At 41.1% G+C, this 22,513-nt stretch carries 13 protein-coding genes; 7 read left to right on the top strand and 6 right to left on the bottom strand.

Going from position 1 to position 22,513, the window contains the following annotated elements; translation table 11 throughout:
• Positions 1 to 28 precede the first annotated feature (28 nt).
• The 5 genes from tilS to H148_RS0103130 all read left to right on the top strand — a co-directional run bounded on the left by tilS (position 29) and on the right by H148_RS0103130 (position 9,141).
• The gene (tilS, locus tag H148_RS0103150; protein WP_029033499.1) at positions 29 to 1,339 is read left to right on the top strand and encodes a tRNA lysidine(34) synthetase TilS; all 1,311 of its coding nucleotides are present in this window, start codon (positions 29 to 31) and stop codon (positions 1,337 to 1,339) included.
• On the top strand, positions 1,336 to 3,345 hold the full coding sequence (locus tag H148_RS0103145) for a protein-disulfide reductase DsbD family protein (protein ID WP_051286151.1): 2,010 nt from the start codon (positions 1,336 to 1,338) through the stop codon (positions 3,343 to 3,345). The genes tilS and H148_RS0103145 overlap by 4 nt, the downstream gene beginning before the upstream one ends.
• A 65-nt stretch (positions 3,346 to 3,410) precedes the next feature.
• A complete protein-coding gene (locus tag H148_RS0103140) occupies positions 3,411 to 5,279 on the top strand; it encodes a CocE/NonD family hydrolase (protein WP_029033497.1) in 1,869 nt (622 codons plus the stop codon).
• A 118-nt stretch (positions 5,280 to 5,397) separates the two neighbouring features.
• Positions 5,398 to 7,233: a DUF885 domain-containing protein gene (locus tag H148_RS0103135; RefSeq protein ID WP_051286206.1), complete on the top strand. Its 1,836-nt coding sequence runs from the start codon at positions 5,398 to 5,400 to the stop codon at positions 7,231 to 7,233.
• Between the two features lie 231 nt (positions 7,234 to 7,464).
• Positions 7,465 to 9,141 (top strand): sodium/sugar symporter, encoded by a 1,677-nt coding sequence (locus tag H148_RS0103130; RefSeq protein WP_029033495.1) that lies wholly within the window; start codon positions 7,465 to 7,467, stop codon positions 9,139 to 9,141.
• A 252-nt stretch (positions 9,142 to 9,393) separates the two neighbouring features.
• On the opposite strand, the gene H148_RS0103125 is transcribed toward H148_RS0103130, so the two are convergent.
• Complete coding sequence (locus H148_RS0103125; RefSeq protein WP_037324565.1) at positions 9,394 to 10,440, bottom strand: UDP-glucose--hexose-1-phosphate uridylyltransferase; 1,047 nt, start codon at positions 10,438 to 10,440, stop codon at positions 9,394 to 9,396.
• A 5-nt stretch (positions 10,441 to 10,445) separates the two neighbouring features.
• A complete protein-coding gene (gene galK, locus H148_RS0103120; RefSeq protein WP_342663234.1) occupies positions 10,446 to 11,603 on the bottom strand; it encodes a galactokinase in 1,158 nt (385 codons plus the stop codon).
• Positions 11,604 to 11,704: 101 nt separating this feature from the next.
• Between galK and H148_RS0103115 the strand changes: the two genes are divergently transcribed.
• Both H148_RS0103115 and H148_RS0103110 read left to right on the top strand, forming a co-directional pair.
• Positions 11,705 to 12,430, top strand: coding sequence for an NUDIX hydrolase (locus H148_RS0103115; RefSeq protein WP_037324564.1), 726 nt, complete (start codon positions 11,705 to 11,707; stop codon positions 12,428 to 12,430).
• Positions 12,431 to 12,581: 151 nt separating this feature from the next.
• A complete protein-coding gene (locus tag H148_RS0103110; RefSeq protein ID WP_029033491.1) occupies positions 12,582 to 15,176 on the top strand; it encodes a cellulase family glycosylhydrolase in 2,595 nt (864 codons plus the stop codon).
• A gap of 62 nt (positions 15,177 to 15,238) precedes the next feature.
• Here H148_RS0103110 and H148_RS0103105 read toward each other — a convergent pair whose 3' ends face one another.
• From H148_RS0103105 to H148_RS0103090, 4 genes are read right to left on the bottom strand one after another with little or no spacing between them, the layout of a single operon-like run.
• Positions 15,239 to 16,681: an alpha-amylase gene (locus H148_RS0103105; protein ID WP_029033490.1), complete on the bottom strand. Its 1,443-nt coding sequence runs from the start codon at positions 16,679 to 16,681 to the stop codon at positions 15,239 to 15,241.
• Positions 16,682 to 16,737: 56 nt separating this feature from the next.
• Entirely contained in the window at positions 16,738 to 17,877 is a 1,140-nt protein-coding gene (locus H148_RS0103100) for a SusE domain-containing protein (protein WP_029033489.1), read from the bottom strand.
• Between the two features lie 16 nt (positions 17,878 to 17,893).
• The gene (locus H148_RS0103095) at positions 17,894 to 19,489 is read right to left on the bottom strand and encodes a RagB/SusD family nutrient uptake outer membrane protein (RefSeq protein WP_037324563.1); all 1,596 of its coding nucleotides are present in this window, start codon (positions 19,487 to 19,489) and stop codon (positions 17,894 to 17,896) included.
• 19 nt (positions 19,490 to 19,508) lie between these two features.
• On the bottom strand, positions 19,509 to 22,433 hold the full coding sequence (locus H148_RS0103090; protein WP_029033487.1) for a SusC/RagA family TonB-linked outer membrane protein: 2,925 nt from the start codon (positions 22,431 to 22,433) through the stop codon (positions 19,509 to 19,511).
• Positions 22,434 to 22,513: the final 80 nt, after the last annotated feature.

Raw genomic sequence — 22,513 nt, 5'->3', positions numbered from 1 at the left:
CCATTTCATTTTTGATATCTTTGAGCCTATGCTGTTAGCGTTTAAAAATCACCTTAAGGAACAATTTCCTGAAACTTTTGAAGGAAAGATCCTTCTTGCCGTAAGCGGCGGAGTAGACAGCGTGGTTCTTGCCAATCTTTGCAGGGAAATTGGGTTAGATATTTCTCTTGCCCATTGCAATTTTCAACTTAGAGGGGAGGAAAGTAACGAGGATGAGGTGTTTGTAACGGAACTGGCAGATGCACTGGAAGCAGAAGTCTATATTGAAGGTTTTGAGACAGAAGCCTATGCGACAAAAAAGAAGATTTCTATTCAAATGGCGGCACGTGAGCTGCGATATAATTGGTTTAGAGAGCTTCAGGAAACATTACAGTTTGACTACGTTTTTACTGCCCATCATGTTAATGATAACCTGGAAACCGTTTTGATCAATTTCATAAGGGGAACAGGGCTTGAAGGCCTAACGGGAATTCCCGATGTCAATGAATTCGTTCTCCGGCCGCTGTTACCTTTTACCCGAAAGCAGATCGAGGATTACGCACGTCTTCAAAACCTGAAGTGGCGGGAAGACAGCAGTAATGATTCTGTAAAATATTTCCGGAATAAGGTGAGACTGGAGATAATACCCAAATTGCTGGAGTTGAATCCGCAGCTGTTGGAAAGTTTCAGTAAGACCAGGAGCCATTTGCAGCAAAGTTCTCAGTTGGTCGAGGATTACATTTCAGTGCTTTTTCCGAAGATCGCAAAACAGGAAGAATACGGTTATTCTTTTGAGGTTGCAAAGCTTCAGGCGATTCCCAGTACAAAAGCAGTGTTATACAACCTCTTTAGATCCTTCGGGTTTACTGAATGGGAGGATGTCTATGGCCTGTTGGAATCCCAACCTGGTAAAATAGTCTACTCCAAAACTCACCGTCTTATAAGAGACAGGGACAAACTACTTCTTACGTTACTGTCGCCAAAAAAGGAAAAGGTGTATGAGATCCGGGAGAATGAAGAGGTAGTTATGTTGCCCATTGGAACTTTTCATTTTGAAACTGTAGATGATTTTCAAAAAGGTGATGCCAGGACAATTTATCTTGACCGGGACCAAATCCAGTACCCCCTTATTGTAAGGAAATGGGAGGAGGGCGACTATTTTTATCCATTTGGTATGAAAGGCAAAAAGAAACTGAGTAAGTTTTTTAAAGATGAAAAATTATCTTTGCCGCAAAAAGAAAATTGCTGGCTTTTGTGCTCCCACGACAAAATTGTTTGGGTTATAGGCCATCGGTTAGATACACGATTTGCGGTTAAAGATGAAACCAAACAAATTTTGCGATTAAGTTACACACCATGAGATTACCGGTACTTTTAATACTGTTCTTTTTTACATTTTTTGGCACCCATGCTCAAATCTTTGATCCCAATAACCTGGGGCAGGGGATAGAAGATCCCATTGAATGGGAGGCAGCTGTAGAGCAGGAGAATGATTCCATTTATAACCTCATTTTTACCGCCCGTTTGGATGCAGGCTGGCACCTGTATTCCCAGGAAGTGGTTGACATAGATATTGCACCAATTCCTACCGCATTTTCTTTTTCCGAATCACCTGAAAAATATGAACTTGTTGGTCCTACCCGGGAACCGGATGTTCCGGCCATGTATGATGCTGTTTTTGAAGCCGATATTACTTATTTTAAAGATGAGGCTGTTTTTAGGCAAAAAATTAAAGTTTTAGACCCCACAGATCTTGTTATAACTGCGGAAGTTTATTTTTCAGTGTGTGATGATGAGAAGTGCCTGCCGCCCGAAACGGAACAGTTCACTTTCAATATTGGCGACAATGAGGTGGTCGAAGGATTTACAAATCTTGAAGTTTCAGATAAAGATCAGCGGCTTACCGAAGCTTTGAATATAAATGTAAAGGGAGTTGGCGGAACCGAAATTACTGAAGAAGGAGGCGATGGCTATACAACCATATTCTTCCTCGGCTTTATTGGAGGACTGATTGCTTTGCTGACTCCCTGTGTATTTCCAATGATCCCGCTTACTGTATCCTTCTTTACAAAAGGTGCAAAGACACGAAGGAAAGGATTGGTAAATGCGATAATGTACGGAGTTTTCATTTTCTTGATCTACTTGTTGCTTAGTCTGCCATTCCATCTCCTGGATTCGCTGGATCCTGAAATCCTGAACAACATTTCCACAAATACCACACTGAATATCCTATTCTTTGTGATCTTTATTTTTTTCGCTTTTTCCTTTTTTGGATATTACGAAATCACCCTGCCAACTTCCTGGAGTAATAAAATGGATGACAAGGCTTCCAGCTTTGGCGGGATCTTAGGAGTGTTTTTTATGGCACTTACCCTGGCGCTGGTTTCTTTTTCCTGTACCGGTCCTATTTTAGGTTCTCTATTGGGTAGTTCCCTTACAACAGATGGTGGTGCGACTCAATTGTCTTTTGGAATGGGAGGATTTGGCCTGGCACTGGCTCTACCTTTTGCACTCTTCGCCCTTTTTCCTAACTGGCTTAATTCTTTACCAAAAAGCGGCGGCTGGCTTAATTCGGTTAAAGTGGTATTAGGATTTATTGAATTGGCACTTGCATTTAAATTCCTTTCCAATGCCGACCTTGTACAGCACTGGGGGCTTCTAAAAAGGGAGATTTTTATTGGGATCTGGATCATTGTCGGAATAGGGTTACTGCTTTACCTTATTGGCGTACTAAGATTTCCGCATGATGGTCCAAAGACCAAACTGGGAAAAGGAAGGTTGTTTCTGGCAATAATTACACTTGCATTTGTCGTCTACCTTATTCCGGGCCTTACAAATACTTCTCACGCCAACTTAAAACTTTTAAGTGGTTTCCCTCCACCATTGTTCTACAGTATTTATGAAAAGGAAACTGAAGGACCTTTAGGATTAAAAGCCTATAAAGATTTTGACGAAGGGGTGGCCGCAGCAAAGGCTGAAAACAAACCCATTCTTCTTGATTTTACAGGCTGGGCCTGCGTGAACTGTCGTAAAATGGAAGAGCAGGTTTGGAGCGAACCTGAAGTTTTTGACCTTATGAAGGATGATTTTGTACTTATTTCTCTCTATGTCGATGACCGGAAAGAACTTCCTGAAGATCAAAAATTTAATTATCAGAAGCCAACGGGAGGAATAAAGGAGATCGAGACGATAGGAGACAAATGGGCCACATTTCAGACTCTAAACTTCCGGAATAATTCTCAACCCTATTACGTGCTGCTTGATCATGAAATGAACATGCTTAACGAGCCTGTAGGTTATACTCCCGATTCAGATGAATTTGCCAGTTGGCTGGAAGAGGGGGTGGAGGCATTTTCCCGTGAGTAAATTTTATATCATTTAGTTGTTGGAAGGAATTCCTATCTTTAGCGACTTCAAAACAAAATTTACAAATGAAATTTACCAGAACTTTCTTTCTGCCGGTACTGTTTTTGCTGGTTGGCAGCCTTGGCTTTGCACAAGCCGAAATTGAATTTAAAGTTGAAGAACACTATAACAAACGCGAAGTAGTGATCCCTATGCGGGATGGAATAAATCTTCACACCACCATATTTTCACCAAAAGATACCTCAAAAGAATATCCTATTCTTTTGACTCGGACACCATACAGTGTGAGGCCTTATGGGGAAGATCAATTCCGATCGAGGTTAGGTCCCAATGAATATTTGATGGAGCAGGGAAATATCTTCGTGTACCAGGATGTACGGGGAAGGTGGATGAGCGAAGGGGTCTATGACAATATGCGCCCGTATATTCCCAATAAAAAAGGGCAGGAGATTGATGAAGCCAGCGACACTTACGACACGGTTGAATGGTTGATGAAGAATGTTGAAAACAACAACGGCCGCGTAGGTATTTGGGGAATTTCTTATCCCGGTTTTTATGCTGCTTATTCTCTCCTTGCAAATCATCCTGCAATTAAAGCTGTTTCCCCACAAGCGCCTATAGGAGACTTTTTTTTTGATGATTTCCATCACAACGGAGCATATTTTTTAAGTTACTGGCGCGCTACGGCCGTGTTTGGATATGAGAAGAGTACACCTTCAGATACCGCGTGGTATTCTTTTCCGGAGTTGGATACGAAAGATCAATACCAATTCTTTCTCGATGCAGGCCCACTTCAGAATCTTGATAAATATTACGGAGAGGACAATGTTTTTTGGCAACAGCTTAAAGAACATCCTAACTATGACGAATATTGGCAGAAACGCGGAATTGTTCAGCATTTAAATGACATAAAGCCGGCCGTTATGGTTGTGGGCGGATTGTTTGATGCTGAAGATCTTTACGGTCCCTTCAACATCTATAAAGCCATTGAGGATAACAGTGACAATTTTAATATGCTCGTAATGGGACCTTGGAGCCACGGCGACTGGGCTCGTCAAACTGAGCGGCAGGCGATCGGAAATATTTATTTTGGAGATAATATTTCTGAAAATTACCAAAAGGAGGTTGAGACCGTCTTTTTTAATCACTTTTTAAAAGGGGAGGCTGATGGTTCTGTACCTCTTCCCGAAGCTTATATGTTTGACACCGGTTTGCGGGAATGGAAAAGCTACGCAGCCTGGCCTCCAAAAATGGCAGAAAAGAAGATATTTTATTTGGCAGATGATCAGGAGCTTGTGGAAGGTCCTTTAGAAGATCTAACTCTTACCGAAGGAGCCGAAGAATTTGTGAGCGATCCGGACAAACCAGTACCTTATTCTGAAGATATTAAAATGGTTTTCACTCCACGAAAGTATATGACCGATGATCAACGTTTTGCAGCCCGTCGACCCGATGTGCTGGTTTATGAAACTGAAGTGCTTCAGGAGGATTTGACTCTTGCCGGAGAAGTACTTGCAAAACTGCAGGTGGCTACAACCGGAACAGCGGCAGACTGGGTTGTGAAAGTAATAGATGTTTTCCCGCCCGATGCCGAAGATTACGAGGAAACTCAGGACTACCTGTCCATGAGCAACTACCACATGATGGTTAGAAGTGAGGTGATTAGAGGGAGGTTCAGGAATAGCTTTTCCGATCCCGAACCTTTTGAGCCTAACAAGAAAACGGAAGTGAACCTGCAACTTCAGGGTGTCCATCATACTTTTAAAAAGGGACATAAGTTACAGATCCAGGTTCAAAGCACATGGTTTCCGCTAATAGATAGAAATCCGCAGACTTATGTAGATAATATTTTTAAGGCCGAAGATGAAGATTTTCAGAAACAAACTCACAAAGTTTTTAATGATTCCCAGATCATCTTAACGGTACTTGAATAAATATAACAGGTGTCAAAAACAGCCTTTTTGACACCTGATTTTCTAATATAAATTGTGGGAAGACTTCAGCAATTTTCAGACTTTCATTTTCGTTATTTCAGTAATAAACACAGCACTTATGAATTTAAAAGCATTATATATTCCATTATTTCTGTTTTTCAGCTTCAGTCTAACCGGTTGTAATGATTCCCCTGAAGAAAGAGAAATTACTTCGGAAGAGATTCAGCAGGAAACAGCACAATTGAATGCATTTTTTGAAGAGGAGTTCCAAAAAGATCTTGAGGAATCCCCAATGCTTCAAACGCGGCTTGGAATTAAAACCGATTATGACGCATGGGATGATTATTCCCATCTGCGTTATGCCGAAGATTTAGAAAAGGCAAGGAGAAGACTTGATTTTTTGAAAAAGGAGATTGATCCTGAAGTTCTTGAAGGGCAGGATGCACTTAGCTATGAGCTTTACAGACAGGAGCTCGAGAATGAAATAGAGGATTATGACTTTAGGCTGTACAATTATCCTGTGAATCAAATGTTTGGAGTTCACGCCGAACTACCTGCATTTTTGATCAACATGCATAAAATCGATTCTGTGAGTGATGCCAAAGCGTATATCGCGCGGCTAAATAAAGTACCACAAGTGATGGAAGATGTGATTACGGGACTGGAGCTGCGTGAAATGAACCAGATCATGCCCCCAACTTTTGTTTTTGCTCATACCGTTGAAGCTTCACAAAATGTTTTGGCCGGTCGTCCTTTTGAAAAATCGACCGAGGCAAGTGCTCTTTTGGAAGACTTTAGTGAGAAAGTGGAGCAACTGGATATTCCGGAAGCTCAAAAGAATGAGTTGATTCTGGAAGCGCAGGAAGCATTGCTTACTTCGGTAAAACCGGCTTATGAAAACCTGATTGCAAAGTTGGAAGACCAGCAACAGCGTGCTACAAATCAACATGGAGTATGGAAATTTCCCAAGGGAAATAAGTTTTACGAAACCGCTCTAAAAAGAACTACTACGACAGATCTTACTGCCGAAGAAATACACGAAATTGGTCTTAGTGAAGTAGCGCGAATCCATAAGGAAATGGAAGACATAATGGAGCAAGTGGGCTTTGAAGGCAGTCTTCAGGACTTTTTTAAATTTATGAGAGAAGATGAGCAATTCTATTATGAAAATACTGAAGAAGGGCGCGAACGTTACCTGACGGAGGCTACTGCACTTATCAACACGATGAAAGGACGTTTGGATGAATTGTTCCTAACCAAACCAGAAGCCGATATTATAGTAAAGGCAGTGGAACCTTTCAGGGAGAAAAGTGCTGGAAAGGCATTCTATCAAAGACCTGCTTTAGATGGTTCCCGTCCCGGAACATATTATGCGAATCTCTACGATATGGAAGCTATGCCAATCTATCAAATGGAAGCATTGGCTTATCATGAGGGGCTTCCCGGTCACCACATGCAGTTGGCTATTGCCCAGGAACTGGATAGTTTAGCAATGTTCAGGAAGCTGGGAGGCTATGGTTCATATATAGAAGGCTGGGGCTTGTACAGTGAATTACTGCCTAAGGAAATTGGATTTTATGAAGATCCTTATTCAGATTTTGGACGGCTGGCCATGGAACTCTGGAGATCGATAAGACTCGTAGTAGATACCGGGATTCACTCGAAAAAATGGACCCGTGAAGAGGCGATAGATTATTATGTACAGAATTCACCAAATGCTGAAAGTGATGCTGTAAAAATGGTGGAACGACATATTGTTATGCCAGGTCAGGCTACGGCCTATAAAATCGGAATGAATAAGATCCTGGAATTAAGGGAGTATGCAAAAAAGGAATTAGGGGAAGAGTTTGATCTAAGAGAATTCCATGATGTAGTATTGACGAATGGGTCTGTGCCTCTGAATGTGCTTGAAGAACTTGTTGTTGAATGGGTCCAGATAGAAAAAACTTCGTAATAGGGGTAGAGGAAATGAAGCGCATAGAAGACCGAAATTTATATTATTCAGTCATGACGTTTCTCTATTCTTAAACAAACTTTCGGAAAGTTGAAAAGCAGTTAATAACTTTTAAATGTAAATTATACGGTTATTAAGGTCAAACTGCTATATTTAACAAAATTTTCTGAAGGTTGCCCTAAGATTCCCGGGTACCTTGAGGAGAAGATTAATCTTCCTTAACCACTCTTTATGGAATTTGCATTCTTGGATCAGATCATTTTTGCGGCCTATGCTTTGATGATCATTGGGATAGGTCTCTATGTTTCCCGAGGCAAGGGTAAAACTTCTGAAGACTATTTTCTTGCCAGTAAATCACTCCCCTGGTGGGCTATTGGAACTTCCTTAATTGCAGCCAATATTTCTGCTGAACAATTTATCGGAATGTCGGGATCGGGTTTTGCAATTGGGCTGGCAATTGCATCTTACGAATGGATGGCGGCTATTACGCTTATCATAGTAGGGAAATATTTTCTTCCCATTTTTATTGAAAAAGGCCTCTATACAATACCTGAATTCATTGAAGTACGCTACGGGACAAATCTTAAAACTATTCTGGCGATCTTTTGGATTGCACTTTTCATATTTGTAAACCTTACCTCGGTTCTTTACCTGGGGGCAACAGCCATTGATACCATTGTAGGTGCGGGTGATGGATCGATTTTTCTTTATGCAATCATTGGTCTTGCTCTTTTTGCCGCTGCATACTCGCTCTATGGCGGACTCGCTGCCGTGGCCTGGACAGATGTGGTACAGGTAGTTCTTTTAATTCTTGGTGGTTTAATCACCACCTACATAGGTCTTTCTCACGTAGCTGAAGATGGGGGGATTATTTCGGGAATGATTAAGGTTTATGAAGAGGTTCCTGAGAAATTTTCAATGATCCTGGAGAAAGGGGAGATCATCACTCCCGGCGGAAAAGATGCCTGGTGGGACCTGCCAGGGCTTGCGGTATTGCTTGGAGGAATGTGGGTTGCAAATCTCTACTACTGGGGTTTTAACCAGTACATTATTCAAAGAACCCTGGCAGCAAAAAGTCTCAGGGAGTCTCAAAAAGGGATAATTCTCGCTGGATTTCTTAAACTTCTAATTCCGTTGATCGTAGTTGTTCCCGGTATCATAGCTTATGTAATGAACACAGGTCCGGGTGGTGCTTTTGGTCCTGAATATACCGATCCTTCATTCATTGCCGAAGGCGGCAGGATCATCAATGATAATGCCTTCCCGTGGCTTATAAGAGAGTTTGTGCCTGTAGGGCTTAAAGGCCTCGTATTGGCCGCATTGGCTGCCGCTATCGTATCTTCTATAGCGTCCATGCTTAATTCTACGGCTACTATTTTTACCATGGATATCTACAAACCTTATATCCAAAAAGGAGCTTCAGAAAAGAGGCTTGTAAATGTCGGGCGGATTTCAGCTACCATAGCGCTGATTATTGCGGTGATACTGGCACCACAACTTCGAAATTTAGGGCAGGTATTCCAGTATATTCAGGAGTACACAGGAGTAGTGAGTCCGGGAATTCTGGCGGTATTCATGTTAGGTCTTTTCTGGAAAAAGACCACCAACAATGCGGCCATCTGGGGAGTTTTAGCTTCCATTCCAATTGCCCTTTACTTTAAGGTGGGCACGAACGGTTGGGTAGATGGATCTTTCTTCCTCGAGCTACCATTTATGCACCAAATGTTCATCACCTGGATCCTTACCATGTTAATCATGGTGGTCATTAGCTATATCGAAACCAGAGGGGTAGATCATCCAAAGGCAATAATAATTTCTAAAGACCTGTTTAAAACTGGCCCTGCCTTTAATATTGGAGCTTTCGTGATCATGTTGATCGTTGCAATGCTATATGCGATCTTCTGGTAATTCCTAGGTTCAAGATTCAAGATTCAAGGTTCAAGGTTTGAAATTTTGACTTTTGACAAAAATGTCGAATTGACTAAAGAGGGAAGGAATACCAGTGATGAGTTAAAGGAGAGCAGATCGGTAATAAACTTCTGTAGAAGTTGACCATTGTTAGCAAGTAACCATATTCGGGCAAACTAAAGACTCAATCCCCGAACTCTTAACCCGGAACTGGCAATCCGCAACCTCTGGGCACATCAACTTTTTAAATGTTTATTGATCATTGTGCAAGTAATGAACATCAGGTAACTCCCGAAGGGTTTCAGCAGCCTGTTCGGCTGTGATGTCCCGTTGTGGTCCGGCGAAGAGTTCATAGCCTACCATAAATTTTTTCACGGTTTTAGACCTTAGTAGAGGTGGATAAAATGACATATGGAAATGCCATTCCGGGTATTCCTGTCCATTGGTTGGTTGTTGATGAATCCCGGAGGAATAGGGAAATGAAGTTTGAAAAAGGTTATCATACCTAATGGTGAGCTGCTTTAAAATTTTGGCATATGCATTTTCTTCCTCCACGGTAAGTTGTCCTATATGTTGCATTTGACGTCTAGGGATGATCATAGTTTCATAAGGCCAAATTGCCCAATAGGGAACAAGTGCTACAAAATGGTCATTTTGTAAAACGATCCTCTCCTTAGATTCCAGTTCCTGTTTCAGATAATCTCCTAACAGGCTTTTTTTGTTACGATTCCAGTAACTTTTCTGATGCTCCGTCTTTTTTTGTACCTCAACCGGAACTGATAATTGAGACCAGATCTGTCCGTGAGGATGTGGATTACTGCACCCCATCATATCACCTTTATTTTCAAAGATCATGACATAGTTTATGTCTTCCCGACTGGCAAGGTCTGTATATTCTTCTTTCCATTTCTGGACAACCTTTACAATATCACCGGTGCTCATTACAGGTAAAGTAAGGGAGTGGTCGGGTGAAAAGCAGACTACCCTGCAGATCCCGGTTTCTGAACTTGCCTGTAATAAACCCTCTTTAAATTCCCCCTTAGGACCTTCGGGCAACAAAGCGGAAAAATCATTCTGAAAGGTGTAGGGATCTTTATATTCGGGATTTTTATCGCCACTGGCTCTTGTGTTTCCCGGACATAAAAAACAATCGGCATCATACGAAGGACGCTCTTCTCCCGCCACCTTTTCGAGCTTTCCCTGCCAGGGCCTTTTTGTTCGGTGAGGAGATACCAGAATCCATTCTCCTGTTAGAATATTGTATCTTCTATGAGGGTGCGTATTGAAATCTTCAGACATAATTTTTATTTACGAAGGTGTGTACCCTTTTCAGGTGAAACGACTATTGCTTCAGGTTTAACATTGAACTCTTTTTGATAAGCTTCCGAAGCAATTTTGATAAAATCCTCGACCGCATTCTCTTCAATAAGATTAATGGTACAGCCGCCAAATCCACCGCCCATCATCCTGGCGCCCTTGACAGGCTCATAATCTGTGGTGAGATCCACAAGGAAATCCAGCTCTTTACAACTAACCTCATAATTGTCTCTAAGCCCTTTATGTGAATCATACATAAGTAGCCCAAACTGTCCAAGATCTTCCCGCCTTATAGCTTCTACCGCTTTAAGAACGCGATCATTTTCTGAAATAACGAAATGAGCCCTTTTGTACAGGACTTCCGGAAGAGAATCCCGAAATTCGACCAGGCGCTTGAGATTTATATCCCGTAGAGATCTTACTTCGGGATACCGTTGATTTATATGATTAACAGCTTCTTCACATTCCTTCCTTCGGGTGTTGTACTCACTTGTAGCGAGGCTATGTGATACCATTGTATTTAAAAGAAGGAGCTTATGATGTTTAAAATTAGCAGGTATATACGTGGCTTCAAGGCTGCGGCAATCGAGTAAAATAAGATGCCCCTCCTTACTTAGAACCGATGCGTATTGATCCATGATCCCGCATTTAGTACCCACATAGTTATGTTCTGCATCCCGGGATAGCTCGGCGATAGTCTGGCGGGAAAGATCAAGATCGAAAAGCTCATTGAGGCCAAAGGCAATTCCACTTTCCAATGCAGCCGAAGAACTTATACCGGCTCCAACCGGAAGATCACTTTCTATAATACAATCAAAACCTTCGGGATATTTTCCTCGCTTTTGAATTTCGTTTACCACTCCTAAAATGTAATTTTCCCATTGTTCTTCCCTCCTGGATATCTTCCGAAGATCAAAGCTGAAGCTTTTGCCATAGGTTTTACTGTAAATATTACAGGAGTAGGGGGTGGAATTGGATGCGAATTGCAATTTAATGGTTTTATCTATGGCCGTTGGTAAAACAAATCCATTGTTATAATCTGTGTGTTCTCCAATGAGATTGATCCTACCGGGGGCGTAGACAGTAAATTTACTTTTAAAATCTCTGAATTTTTCGGGTATGGTATTCTCCATAGTTCTTTTCACGATCCTGAATTTAGTTCTTCAAAGTTAATAAATGTATATCGTACATTAATTTTTTATCCCGAAAAAAAATGGTTTTTTTGTATATAGTAACACCACTATCAATGTACAAAGAAAAAGAGGAATTGCCTGCTGTCACCGGGGATTTCTATGAGCAGAGCGAAAAAATGTATGTGGCTACAGATTGCATAATTTTTGGATTTGACTCGGGAAATTTAAAACTGCTTCTTTTTAAGAGAAGGGTGGCCCCTTTGGAAGGAGAATGGTCACTTATAGGAAGCTTCGTAAAGCTCGACGAGGATGTTTCGGCTGCTGCCGAGAGAGTCCTGGAGGAGATCACAGGTCTCAAAAATGTGTTTATGGAAGAGCTTAAAGTATATGGTGCGGCAAATCGAGATCCCGGCTACAGGTGTATTTCGGTTGGACAATATGCTTTAATACGGCTCAAGGATTATGACAAAGAGCTGGTAGAACATCATGGCGCAGTATGGCATGATGTAAAAGAGTTGCCATCATTAGTGCTGGACCATGAGCAAATGGTGGAAGATGCCCTTGAAAAGTTGAAGCAAAAAGCACGCTATCAACCTTTAGGCTTTGAACTACTGCCTGAGAAATTTACTATTCCCCAACTTCAAAGTGTTTACGAAGCCATTTTTCAAAAGGAACTGGATACCCGAAATTTTCGCAAAAAGGTCTTCTCCCATAATGTTCTTGTAAAACTTGATGAGAAGGATAAATCCGGCTCAAAAAGAGGTGCTTTTTTCTATATGTTCGACCAAAAACGGTATAAAAAACTTGTAGAGAAAGGTAATGATTTCGAAGTTTTTTGAGAGGTCTGCGCAATTACAGAAACCGGCTACAAAATGTAGAAGTTTTCCGTCATTAATAGATAGAACCTATTTTAGTGAATGATCAAAGTCAGGGAAAAATTCTTGGCGAAAATATTTTCCGCAGAAAAAATCTACAGTGAAACAAAATAACATGAAAAATAATATTAATTACGTCTTCATTCTGGCCGTCCTTGTCCTCACCAGTAACATTAGCTTTTCACAGGATGTCAAAAATGAAAAAAAAGGAAATGTTTATGTGGATGAAAGCGGTGTAATGCGCTGGGATCGGAACAATGAGGAGGTAAAAGGTTTTGGAGTGAATTATTCTGTGCCATTTGCCCATGCTTATCGCACGGGACAAAAACTTGGAGTAGATCTTAAAGAAGCCATGCGGGATGATGTGTATCATTTTTCCAGACTGGGTTTTGATCTTTATCGCATTCATATTTGGGATACCGAAATAAGTGATGAGGAGGGAAATCTTCTTAAGAATGAACGTCTTGATCATTTTGATTTTCTTATCAACGAACTTAAGAACCGGGGAATTAATTTTGTGCTAACACCAATAGCTTATTGGGGAGGTGGATGGCCGGAACCTGATACCGAGACCCCCGGATTTTCTCATAAATATGGAAAAGAAGGCAGTCTCACTAATCCTGATGCAATTAAGGCCCAGGAAAATTATTTGGCTCAATTCCTTGAGCATGTCAACCCGTACACAGGAATTGCTTACAAGGATGAGCCGAATGTAATAGCTTTTGAAGTGAGCAATGAACCGCACCACCGGGAGAGCCCGGAAAAGGTGAAGGAGTTCATCGAACGAATGCTCACGTCTATGAGATCTACCGGCACCAAAAAGCCTATCTTTTATAATGTTACTCATAGCATACAACTTGCAGAAACTTACGCTGAAGCGGGGATTGATGGAGGGACATTCCAATGGTACCCTACAGGTCTCGGATTTGGAAAGGAACTTGAAGGAAACCTTCTTCCAAATGTGAACAATTACCAAATTCCTTTTGATGATGTGTGGGAGAAACACGGGCTGGCAAAGCTTGTTTATGAATTTGATGCAGCCGATGTAATGAAGTCTTACATGTATCCCGCCATGGCACGAAGTTTCCGGCAGGCAGGAATTCAAATAGGAACTCATTTCGCTTATGATCCCACTTACATGGCCGCGGGTAATACAGAATATGATACCCATTATATGAACCTGGTATACACGCCGCAAAAAGCCTTAGCTCTAATGATAAGCGGAGAGATTTTTCATGAGCTGCCAATGGAGCAAGATTTGGGAGGATATCCTGCAAATCTCACCTTCGGAAATTTTAGTATAAGCTATGAGAAGGATCTTGCCGTAATGAATTCTGCTGAAAAATTTATCTATACGAATTCTACTGAAAGTCAGCCGAAAAACTTGAAAAAGCTGAAGCAAATAGCAGGCTTTAGTAATTCTCCTGTAATAAAATACGAAGGTAAGGGAGCATACTTCTTGGACAAGATGGAAAATGGGGTGTGGAGGCTGGAGGTGATGCCAGATGCTATCCTGGTTGACAATCCCTTTGGAAATAATAGTCTTGAAAAAACTCTGACGGTAATTAAGCACGGAAAGTGGGAGATGGAAGTGCATCTTCCTGAACTTGAAACAGAATTTGAGATCATTGGGATCAACAAAGAGAATGATATTTCTAAAATGTCATCTGACCAGAGTTTTTTGGTGGAACCGGGAACTTATATACTTTCCAAAGAGAGCAAAGAAATCAGTTCTTCTTACAGAGGTTGGACAGATGAAGATTTTTCAGCTTTTGTAGCTCCTGAAAGTACCGTGGATAGAACTTATTTGGTGCATGAACCCGTTCCAACGCTCTCAGCGGGGCAGGAGCATGAGATTTCGGCTACTGTTGTGTCTAATGAGCTGGTCGAGCAGGTACAGGCGTGGTTTAGAAATGGAAATACCTATGAAAGTGTCGACCTTCAGCAGGGAGAGGCATATCAGTATACTGCAGTGGTGCCGGAAGAGCTTCTTAAAAACGGCTTTTTAGAGTACCGTGTAATCGTCACCACTCCCGGGGGAACAAGAACCTTTCCGGGAGGGCAGGAAGGTAATCCGGGGCAATGGGACTTTGATCCCGATGACCCGTACACCGTTCGTATTGTTGAGCCCGATGCTCCTGTATATCTTTTCAATGCTTCAGAAGATACAGAAGATGTGGTAAGAAAGTGGCTGCCTACAAACAATGTGGTACCGGCAGAGCACCCGGGAGAAGCAGAGTTTCAGGTGGATGTAAAGAAACTATTTGAAGTAGATCCGGAAAATACAAATGCAGCGCCTGTTTATGATTATTCCTTCAGATATAATTTTAACAGGAGAGTAGAGGGTAGGGAAGGAGTACTGGAAAATAAAGAAAAGCTGGTGCTCAAAGGTCGGGCCCTGAACGAAAAACCGGTCAAAATACAGGTGGCGCTTGTGATGGACAATGGCAGGTCCTTTGGTAAAATCATTGAACTACAGCCGGAAGTAGAGGAATATGAGATCGATCTATCTTCCCTTGAGCCGGTACAGACGGTCACACTTCCAAGACCATACCCCACTTTTTTACCACTTTATTTCAAACACAATGTTCAGGAACCTTTTAATATTGAAAATGCTGAGAGTTTACAATTTTCGATTGGTCCCGGATTGAATTCAGTCGAACAACAGGAACAACATGGAGTTGGAATTATTTCGGTAAGACTGGAATAACCCATATCTTAAAAAAAGAAAGGCCGGTCAATAGACCAGCCTTTTTAATACTTCCGAAGAGTTTATTTCATAAGGGAATACACCGCGTAGCCATTGGCAGGTGCTCTTAAAGAAACATTCCCATCTTTATCTGTAGTAGGGCTGTATTCAATATTGCCTGTATAATCCATAATTCTGGACAGGTTCCAATCTGTATCTATATTATCTTTTATTTTGGCATTACCATTAGTATTTAAATAAAGGATTAGACCAGGATTGGAGGGAGTTCGGGCTCTTTTCATAATGTACTCATCTTCATCTACGTACAGTACTTCCACGTCTCCAGTGGCAATTGTATTATTGATTAGGATCAACTGCTGTAACTGGCTTTTGAACTCTTCGTTTTCATAATCTGAGTAGAAAATGGTAGGGTAACCGGGATGTGTAAGAATAAAAGCATAAGCTTTCATTTTATTTTCCATGGCTATAAAATTATCTTCATTCTCATCTTTTTCAGTATCGTGATTTGCTGTGAAGGTAACAGCTTTGTCCGGGTAGGTTTTCCAAACCATATCTCCGGTTAAATAAGTAAGATCATCATTTCTGTCAAAAGCTTCATCAAGTTTATAAAAGGTGGCGAAATCAAAAACTGCTACGCCGGTTTCTTCAATGTAATTCTCTAGGACAACTGGATTTCCATCCCACAATTCTGCCACTGCAAACCCACCAACTTCTCCCATCCATTCCTTTACTACCCATGGCTCATATCCCAATACATAGTCAAATCTCCAGCCGTCAAAACCTATTTCATTTTTGTAGTACTTAGCAACTGAATAATCCTCTGCCCACAGCCAGTCCTGAACGTATTCCTGATTGTGGTCCAGATTAGTTTCTTCATAGAAAAGGCTACCGGGATCATTTGGACTAGTGCTGTTGGGATAAAAATTTTCAAAATCACGATTGAATTTCCCTGAAGCATTACCATGCTCCTTGTTGAAGACAGTATAGGTGTACTTCTCACGATAAGGATTCCATTCAATGCCTCCACCTGAATTATGATTAATCACAATATCGGCGATCACTTCAATATTATTTTCATGAGCTTTTGAGATTAGGTTTTCAAGTTCTTCCCTTGAACCAAACCTGGTTTCAATACTTCCATGCTGGTTAAATTCGCCAAAATCAAAATAATCGGATATATCATACCCCATGCCTCCTGCACCAGATTGACCTTTTGTAGCAACCGGTAACCATATCCGGTTCACACCCGTATCTGCCCAATCATCAACTTTTTCTGCCAATAAATCCCACCATTCTCCTACAGGTTCCACATCCCAATAAAATGCCTGCATCATAACTCCGGAACCATTGTCATAATCGGCAAGATTGATTGGTTGTGCCTCTACAGGAGGTGGGTCTACCGTTTCACTCTCCTGGTCTGTATCCACCGTATCATCGTTTGTCGAACATCCTGCAAGAAGGAGTAGACTAACAAAAAAGGGATAAAATAAATTGCTATTTTTCATATTATTAAATTTTCTAAAATGGCTGCCGTAAAGCAGCCATTTTAGAAGGGTTAATTTTATTCTTCGGCCTGAGGGATCAGTATATAACGACCTGTTATATCGTTAAACCAGACATCATATATTCCACCTTCTGCAACGATATTTGGGTCATCACTATTTGCACCTTGTCCACTTGGGAAAGTTGTATCTCCCCAACTTGCTGTCCAGGCATCATTTGCACGGAACTTCATTTCTCCATCTGAAAGCTCTACGTCATTTGCAAACCAGATATGTGGATCAAATTCAGATTGTGTCAAATCCGTATCTGCGTCCCATCCTCCTGCCTGAGCTGGACCAACAATTCCAATAGCATCATAAGTAACAGCTCCAGAAGCGTCATAGGGTTCAAAAGAGTAGGTCATATCATCAATATTCATGGTAAAGCTATAGTAACCGTTAGCATCAACAGGGAAAGCAGATGGATCTCCACCAAGAATAGTACTGTTGCTAAGGTTGCCATTGTCAAGCCCCCATTGTGGCTGCCATGCACCTAGTGTTTCAAGAAGTTTGAAACCTTCTGACTCACCACTTCCATTGAATCTTCCAGTAAAGTGGAACAGGTTTTCATTTTCTCCATCTCTAAAAAGTGGAGTGTTGTTATTATCCGGTTCCCAACCGGCAGCAGTAACATCTCCTACAAGAAAGAAATTAGTAAAGGTTTCTTCCTCTTCCCCTGTTGTTTCAGGAATAACTACATTTATTGGTTGTATTTCAGATGCATGAACCATTTCACCGGCAGTACCGGCAGTGGCTACCACCTGGACATAAAATGTTCCTGTATTAGGAGCCTCGGTGGCAGGATCATTATCTAATCCAGCATCTTCAGCAAGATTTAATAATTGTTGCACTTTGACAGCTAGATTTGTTCCTGCAGTGCTTCCTAATAAAACAGGGTCTGTCATATCCTGGGATGTGGAACCTAAAACGTCATAGTTTATGTTTGTAGGAACCTCAAGATCTATTTCATTCCAAACAAATCTTTCGACAGTATTTTCTGCGGTAGAGGTAGTTAAAACATATTCTGAAGAGAAAGTATTTTCAAAAGAAATTCCCTCTGGATCCGGTTGTGCGATGAAAACCACATCATCGTCTGAACTACATGCATTAAAGCCTGTGAGAGCTATTAAAGCTATTATTAATGTTGAAATTTTTTTCATTTTTCTTTATTTATAATTAGTATCCTGGATTTTGTGTTAAGTTGGTGTTGACCCCAAGGTCTGAAGCTGGAATAGGGTAAAGGTTCCTAAATGCTGCAGTGGTAGCTCCCCTGGGTGTATTTCCTTTCCATGCCCAGGTTCCATTTGTGGAAAACTGGTCAAAACGAATTAAATCTGTTCTGCGATGGGCCTCCCAGTATAATTCCCGGCCTCTTTCAGCCAGGATAAGATCAAGGTTGAACTCATCTGCAGGAACAAGATTGACATTTTCCTCATATGCTCTTTCTCTTAACTCATTTACGTAAATCAATGCCTGATCCATACTTCCGCCTCCACCACGTAAAACGGCTTCTGCATACATTAGGTAAACATCACCCAATCTAAATAGGGGAAAGTCTGTGTCAACATGTTCTCCCGTAGAATCACTTCCCTGGTTTCCATCAACATCAACATTTTTGTATTTTCCTACAGCATAACCATCTGTAAAGGCAGTAAGGTCATTGATCTCGAGGTTTTGACCTTCTGTGTAGAACATTTCCCGTTCGTCTCTGGAGTCTGCCCCATCAGGAAAAAGATCTACAAATTCAGGAGTAGTCCTGAGTCCGGCCCATCCTGAGTTAACTCCGAATTCTTCGGGATCCATATCTCCTCCAATAGAAGCATGGATAACGAAAGTTAATCCTCCATAAGAATTTGTATTAATTCCATCAAAAGCTATAGGGAAAATGATCTCGTTCTGTGCTCCGTTTGTATTGTTGTCAGCGAGGAATAATTTTTGATAATCATCTACAAGTTCATATCCGGCACCAATAATCTTTTGTGTGTAGGTGATAACATCTGAATAACGCTCAGTTCCCGTATACTCTTCGGCATTTAAATAAAGTTTAGACAATAAGGTCCAAACTGCACCCTGATCTACACGCCCATATTCATTTTGTCTTGCCGGTGCAACCTCATTTTCGATTGCAAGCAATTCACTTTCGATATAAGCAAAAAGTTCTGCTCTTTGAATTTGTTCGGGTAAAAAGGCTCCAACAGGGTCTTCCTCTGTAATGAAAGGAGGGTTTCCATAGAGGTCTAAAGCATGGTAATAGCTCAAAGCTCTAAGGAACCTGGCTTCAGCTCGGAACTGAAGGATTTCATCTCTTTCAGATTCATCTATACCATTGGCCTCAAGATTACCTTCGCCTGACTGCCGGATGAACTCATTGGTCAATGCCACCTGGTATAAAATCCTGGAATACATAGTCCTAATAAAGGGGTTTCCTGAAGTCCAGTTTTGAGTAACAAGTTCGGGCAAACCTGCGTCATTCCAGCCTATCACCGCTTCATCTGTCGGTAATTCCTGTAGCATCCAGTAAAGGCGCATGTACTGCGAGAAACCTTCATCAAGACCAACGAGATCGGGATCTCCGGCCGGTCCTTCCTGACCGCTTACTGCAAGACCTGCATATAATTTCGCCAGAAATTGTTTATAACCTTCCACATCTGTCAAAAGCTCGGCAGGAACCTGCCTGTTATCCTCCGGCTGTAAATCCAATTCACTTTCACAGGAGCTCAAAACCCCCAGGCTTAGGAAAAGGATAAATAATGATTTTAATTTACTATACATCTTCATTTAGTTTTTGTTTCTAAAAAGTAAGGTTAAATCCTAAAACGTAAATTCTCGGCCTTGGATAGAAATTATTGTCTATCCCGCCTGAAATTTCAGGATCTAAACCTTCATAATCTGTTATGGTAAGAACATTGCTCACAGTAAAAGAGGCTCTAAAATCTACTTTATCTCCTGCAACCAGATATCCAGCAGAAATGTTATCAAGCTTCACAAAGTCTGCGCTTTGCACGTAATAATCTGAGAAGAACTGACTATCATTGAATTCGGTTTCCAGAACGTTCACGTTATAGTTGGAATAGTAAGGCTGAGGAGTAATAGTTCCTGCAGTTCTAAATCCTGTACTGGATTGGGCGTTATTGTACATATATCCGCCAAAGCTTCCGCGGAAGGTAAAACTAAAGTCAAAATCCTTATACGTGAGGGTATTTGTAAGACCCATAAACACATCGGGAGACGCTTTTTTATAAGGTTGTCTGTCGATCTCTGTAATCACGTTGTCGTCATTTACATCCACATAAGCTCCTTCAACGGGTTCGCCTTCCTGATCATAAACCTGACGGTATACGAAGAAGGTTGAAGGATCGATTCCTGTTTTCCAAAGCTGGATAGTGTTTCCTACACCTCCGCTGATACCTCCCTGGGGAATAAAAAAGTTTGGGTTCTCTCCTAGAGATAGTGCTGTAATTTCAAGATCCTGAAAAGTAAGGTTATAGTTCAAATCCCAGTTAAGATTGTCTGTTTGAACAAGTCCGGCATTTAATCCAACCTCAATACCTTTACTTACAGTTTCTCCCACGTTTGTAACAAGTTGATCTGATAAATTGGCACCTGCAGGTACCGGAACAACGGCTAAAAGGTTTTCGGTTGTTCTGTAGTAGGCGTCCACACTTCCGCTTAAACGGTCGTTAAAGAAACCAAAATCAACCCCCACGTTATAAGTTTCAAGTTCTTCCCATTGTAGATCCCGGTCATACTCCTCAGGCCTTAGGGTAGGATAGAAGGTGTCACCGAACTGATATCTGGCACCTACAGTACTCGGAGTATAGATTCCAAGATAACCATAATTAGAACCAATTTCCTGGTTTCCTGTGACTCCATAACCCGCGCGAAGTTTCAATTCAGAAAGAGTTTCTAAATTCTCAAAAAAGCTTTCCTGGTCGATCTTCCAACCTACAGAAACGGCCGGGAAATAACTCCAGCGGTTCTCTTCGCTAAATCTTGAAGAACCATCCATTCTGTAACTTCCAGAAATAAGGAATCTGTCATCTATGTCAAAACTGGCACGAGCGAAATAGGATTCCAAAGCATTCCTATTGATGATCTGAGGATTGGTAAACCAGAATCCTTCCACATCTTGATCTGTATATCTTTGTTGGCTTGAAACATAGAATTCCTGATAGGAATGTCCTGCAACAAAGTCAAAATTAGTATTAATTGCTTCGACGTAAGGCTTGTAATTAAAGTAAAAGTCAAGAAGGGTGTTCCTGTTAATCCCCCAATAGTTTTCCTGATATGGAATGGTCTCAAGTACTGTGGCAGAAGTTAAAGGACGAAAAATATTTCCTTCATTCTCGGCATAATCAATACCTGCATTAAGGTTAAATCTCAAATCATCAATAAATGGAAGCCGATAGTCGACATTGAAGTTTGAAATAATCCTTTTTGTTTCTCCATGATCATCAGGTTGCTCTAAAAGTGCTACGGGGTTCCGGGTTGCTTGTTGTAAAGCTTCATCATTGGCATTTCTAAATTCAAAATAACCTCCAAACGGGCTGGTGGGATCATAAACCGGCTGTGTAGGATCAAAACTTACTGCGGCGCCTATTGCAGCATTATCTGCGAATTCGTTTTCGTCAATACTTCCTTTAGCTGTAAGGGTGAGTTTTAGATCATTATCAAGAAAATCACCGTTTAAAGCGAGATTAATAGCATTTCTTTCGTAATAATCTGTTAATAAAACACCGGTTTGCGCAGTGTGGTTTAAGTTTACCCGGTAGTAAATATTCTCAAATCCCTGTGTTACTGTGAAGTTGTGAATAGCACCGACTGAAGTTTGATAAATTTCCTTCTGCCAGTTCGTATTTGTGTCTCCTAAAAGATCAAGATCTGTCCCGGGTACGCTTTCAACTAAATCTCTGAATTGATTTGCATCAAGAACATCTACATAATCTGAAACTATTCCAACAGATGTTTTCAGGTTATACTGAAATTTTAAAGCTGCATCTTTTTTACCTTTTTTAGTGGTAATAAGAATAACCCCGTTAGATGCTCTTGATCCATAAATGGCCGTTGCAGAAGCATCTTTTAAAATTACAAAATCCTCAATTTCATTCGGGTTAATAGCGTTTAATTGATTTCTTACCCCTTGAACCCCACGCTGATCTAATGGTATTCCATCGACAACGATTAAGGGAGAGTTATTGGCCGACAGGGAAGATCCTCCACGAATCCTTATTTCTCCTCCGCCACCAGGAGCTCCATCGGAACTCGTAATACGTACCCCAGCAGATTTACCTGCAATGAGTTGTTCAGGAGAAACAATTGCGCCCTGGTTGAATTCTTCAGTAGAAATTTGTTCCACTGCACCAGTAGCATCCTGTCTTCTTGTTGAACCGTATCCAATTAAGACTACTTCTTCAAGTAAAGCTGTATCGGGAGCGAGTCGAACGTTTATGGTCTCTTGGCCGGTATAGGGAATTTCCTGGGATTCAAATCCTATATATGACACTACGATCACATCATCAAGATTAACTCCTTCAAGGGTATATTCTCCGTCGAAATTTGTTGTGGTACCGGTTGTGGTACCTTTAATTACTATGTTAGCACCCGGAATAGGGATTCCAGTATCCCTTTCGGTGACAATACCGCTAACAGTAGATTGAGCAAAAAAGCTCATTGGCATCAATAAAATGAGCAATGTGCTTTTAATAAATGTTCTCATAAATTTGCTTTTTGGTTTAACTTGGTTTAACCTTATATTTCTACTTTCCCGCTCGAAATTAGTCAATCCTAAAAGATCTT

Origin of the sequence: Salinimicrobium terrae DSM 17865, assembly GCF_000424665.1 — a bacterium.
Lineage (GTDB): Bacteria > Bacteroidota > Bacteroidia > Flavobacteriales > Flavobacteriaceae > Salinimicrobium > Salinimicrobium terrae.
This window is presented reverse-complemented; position numbering and strand designations above follow the sequence as displayed.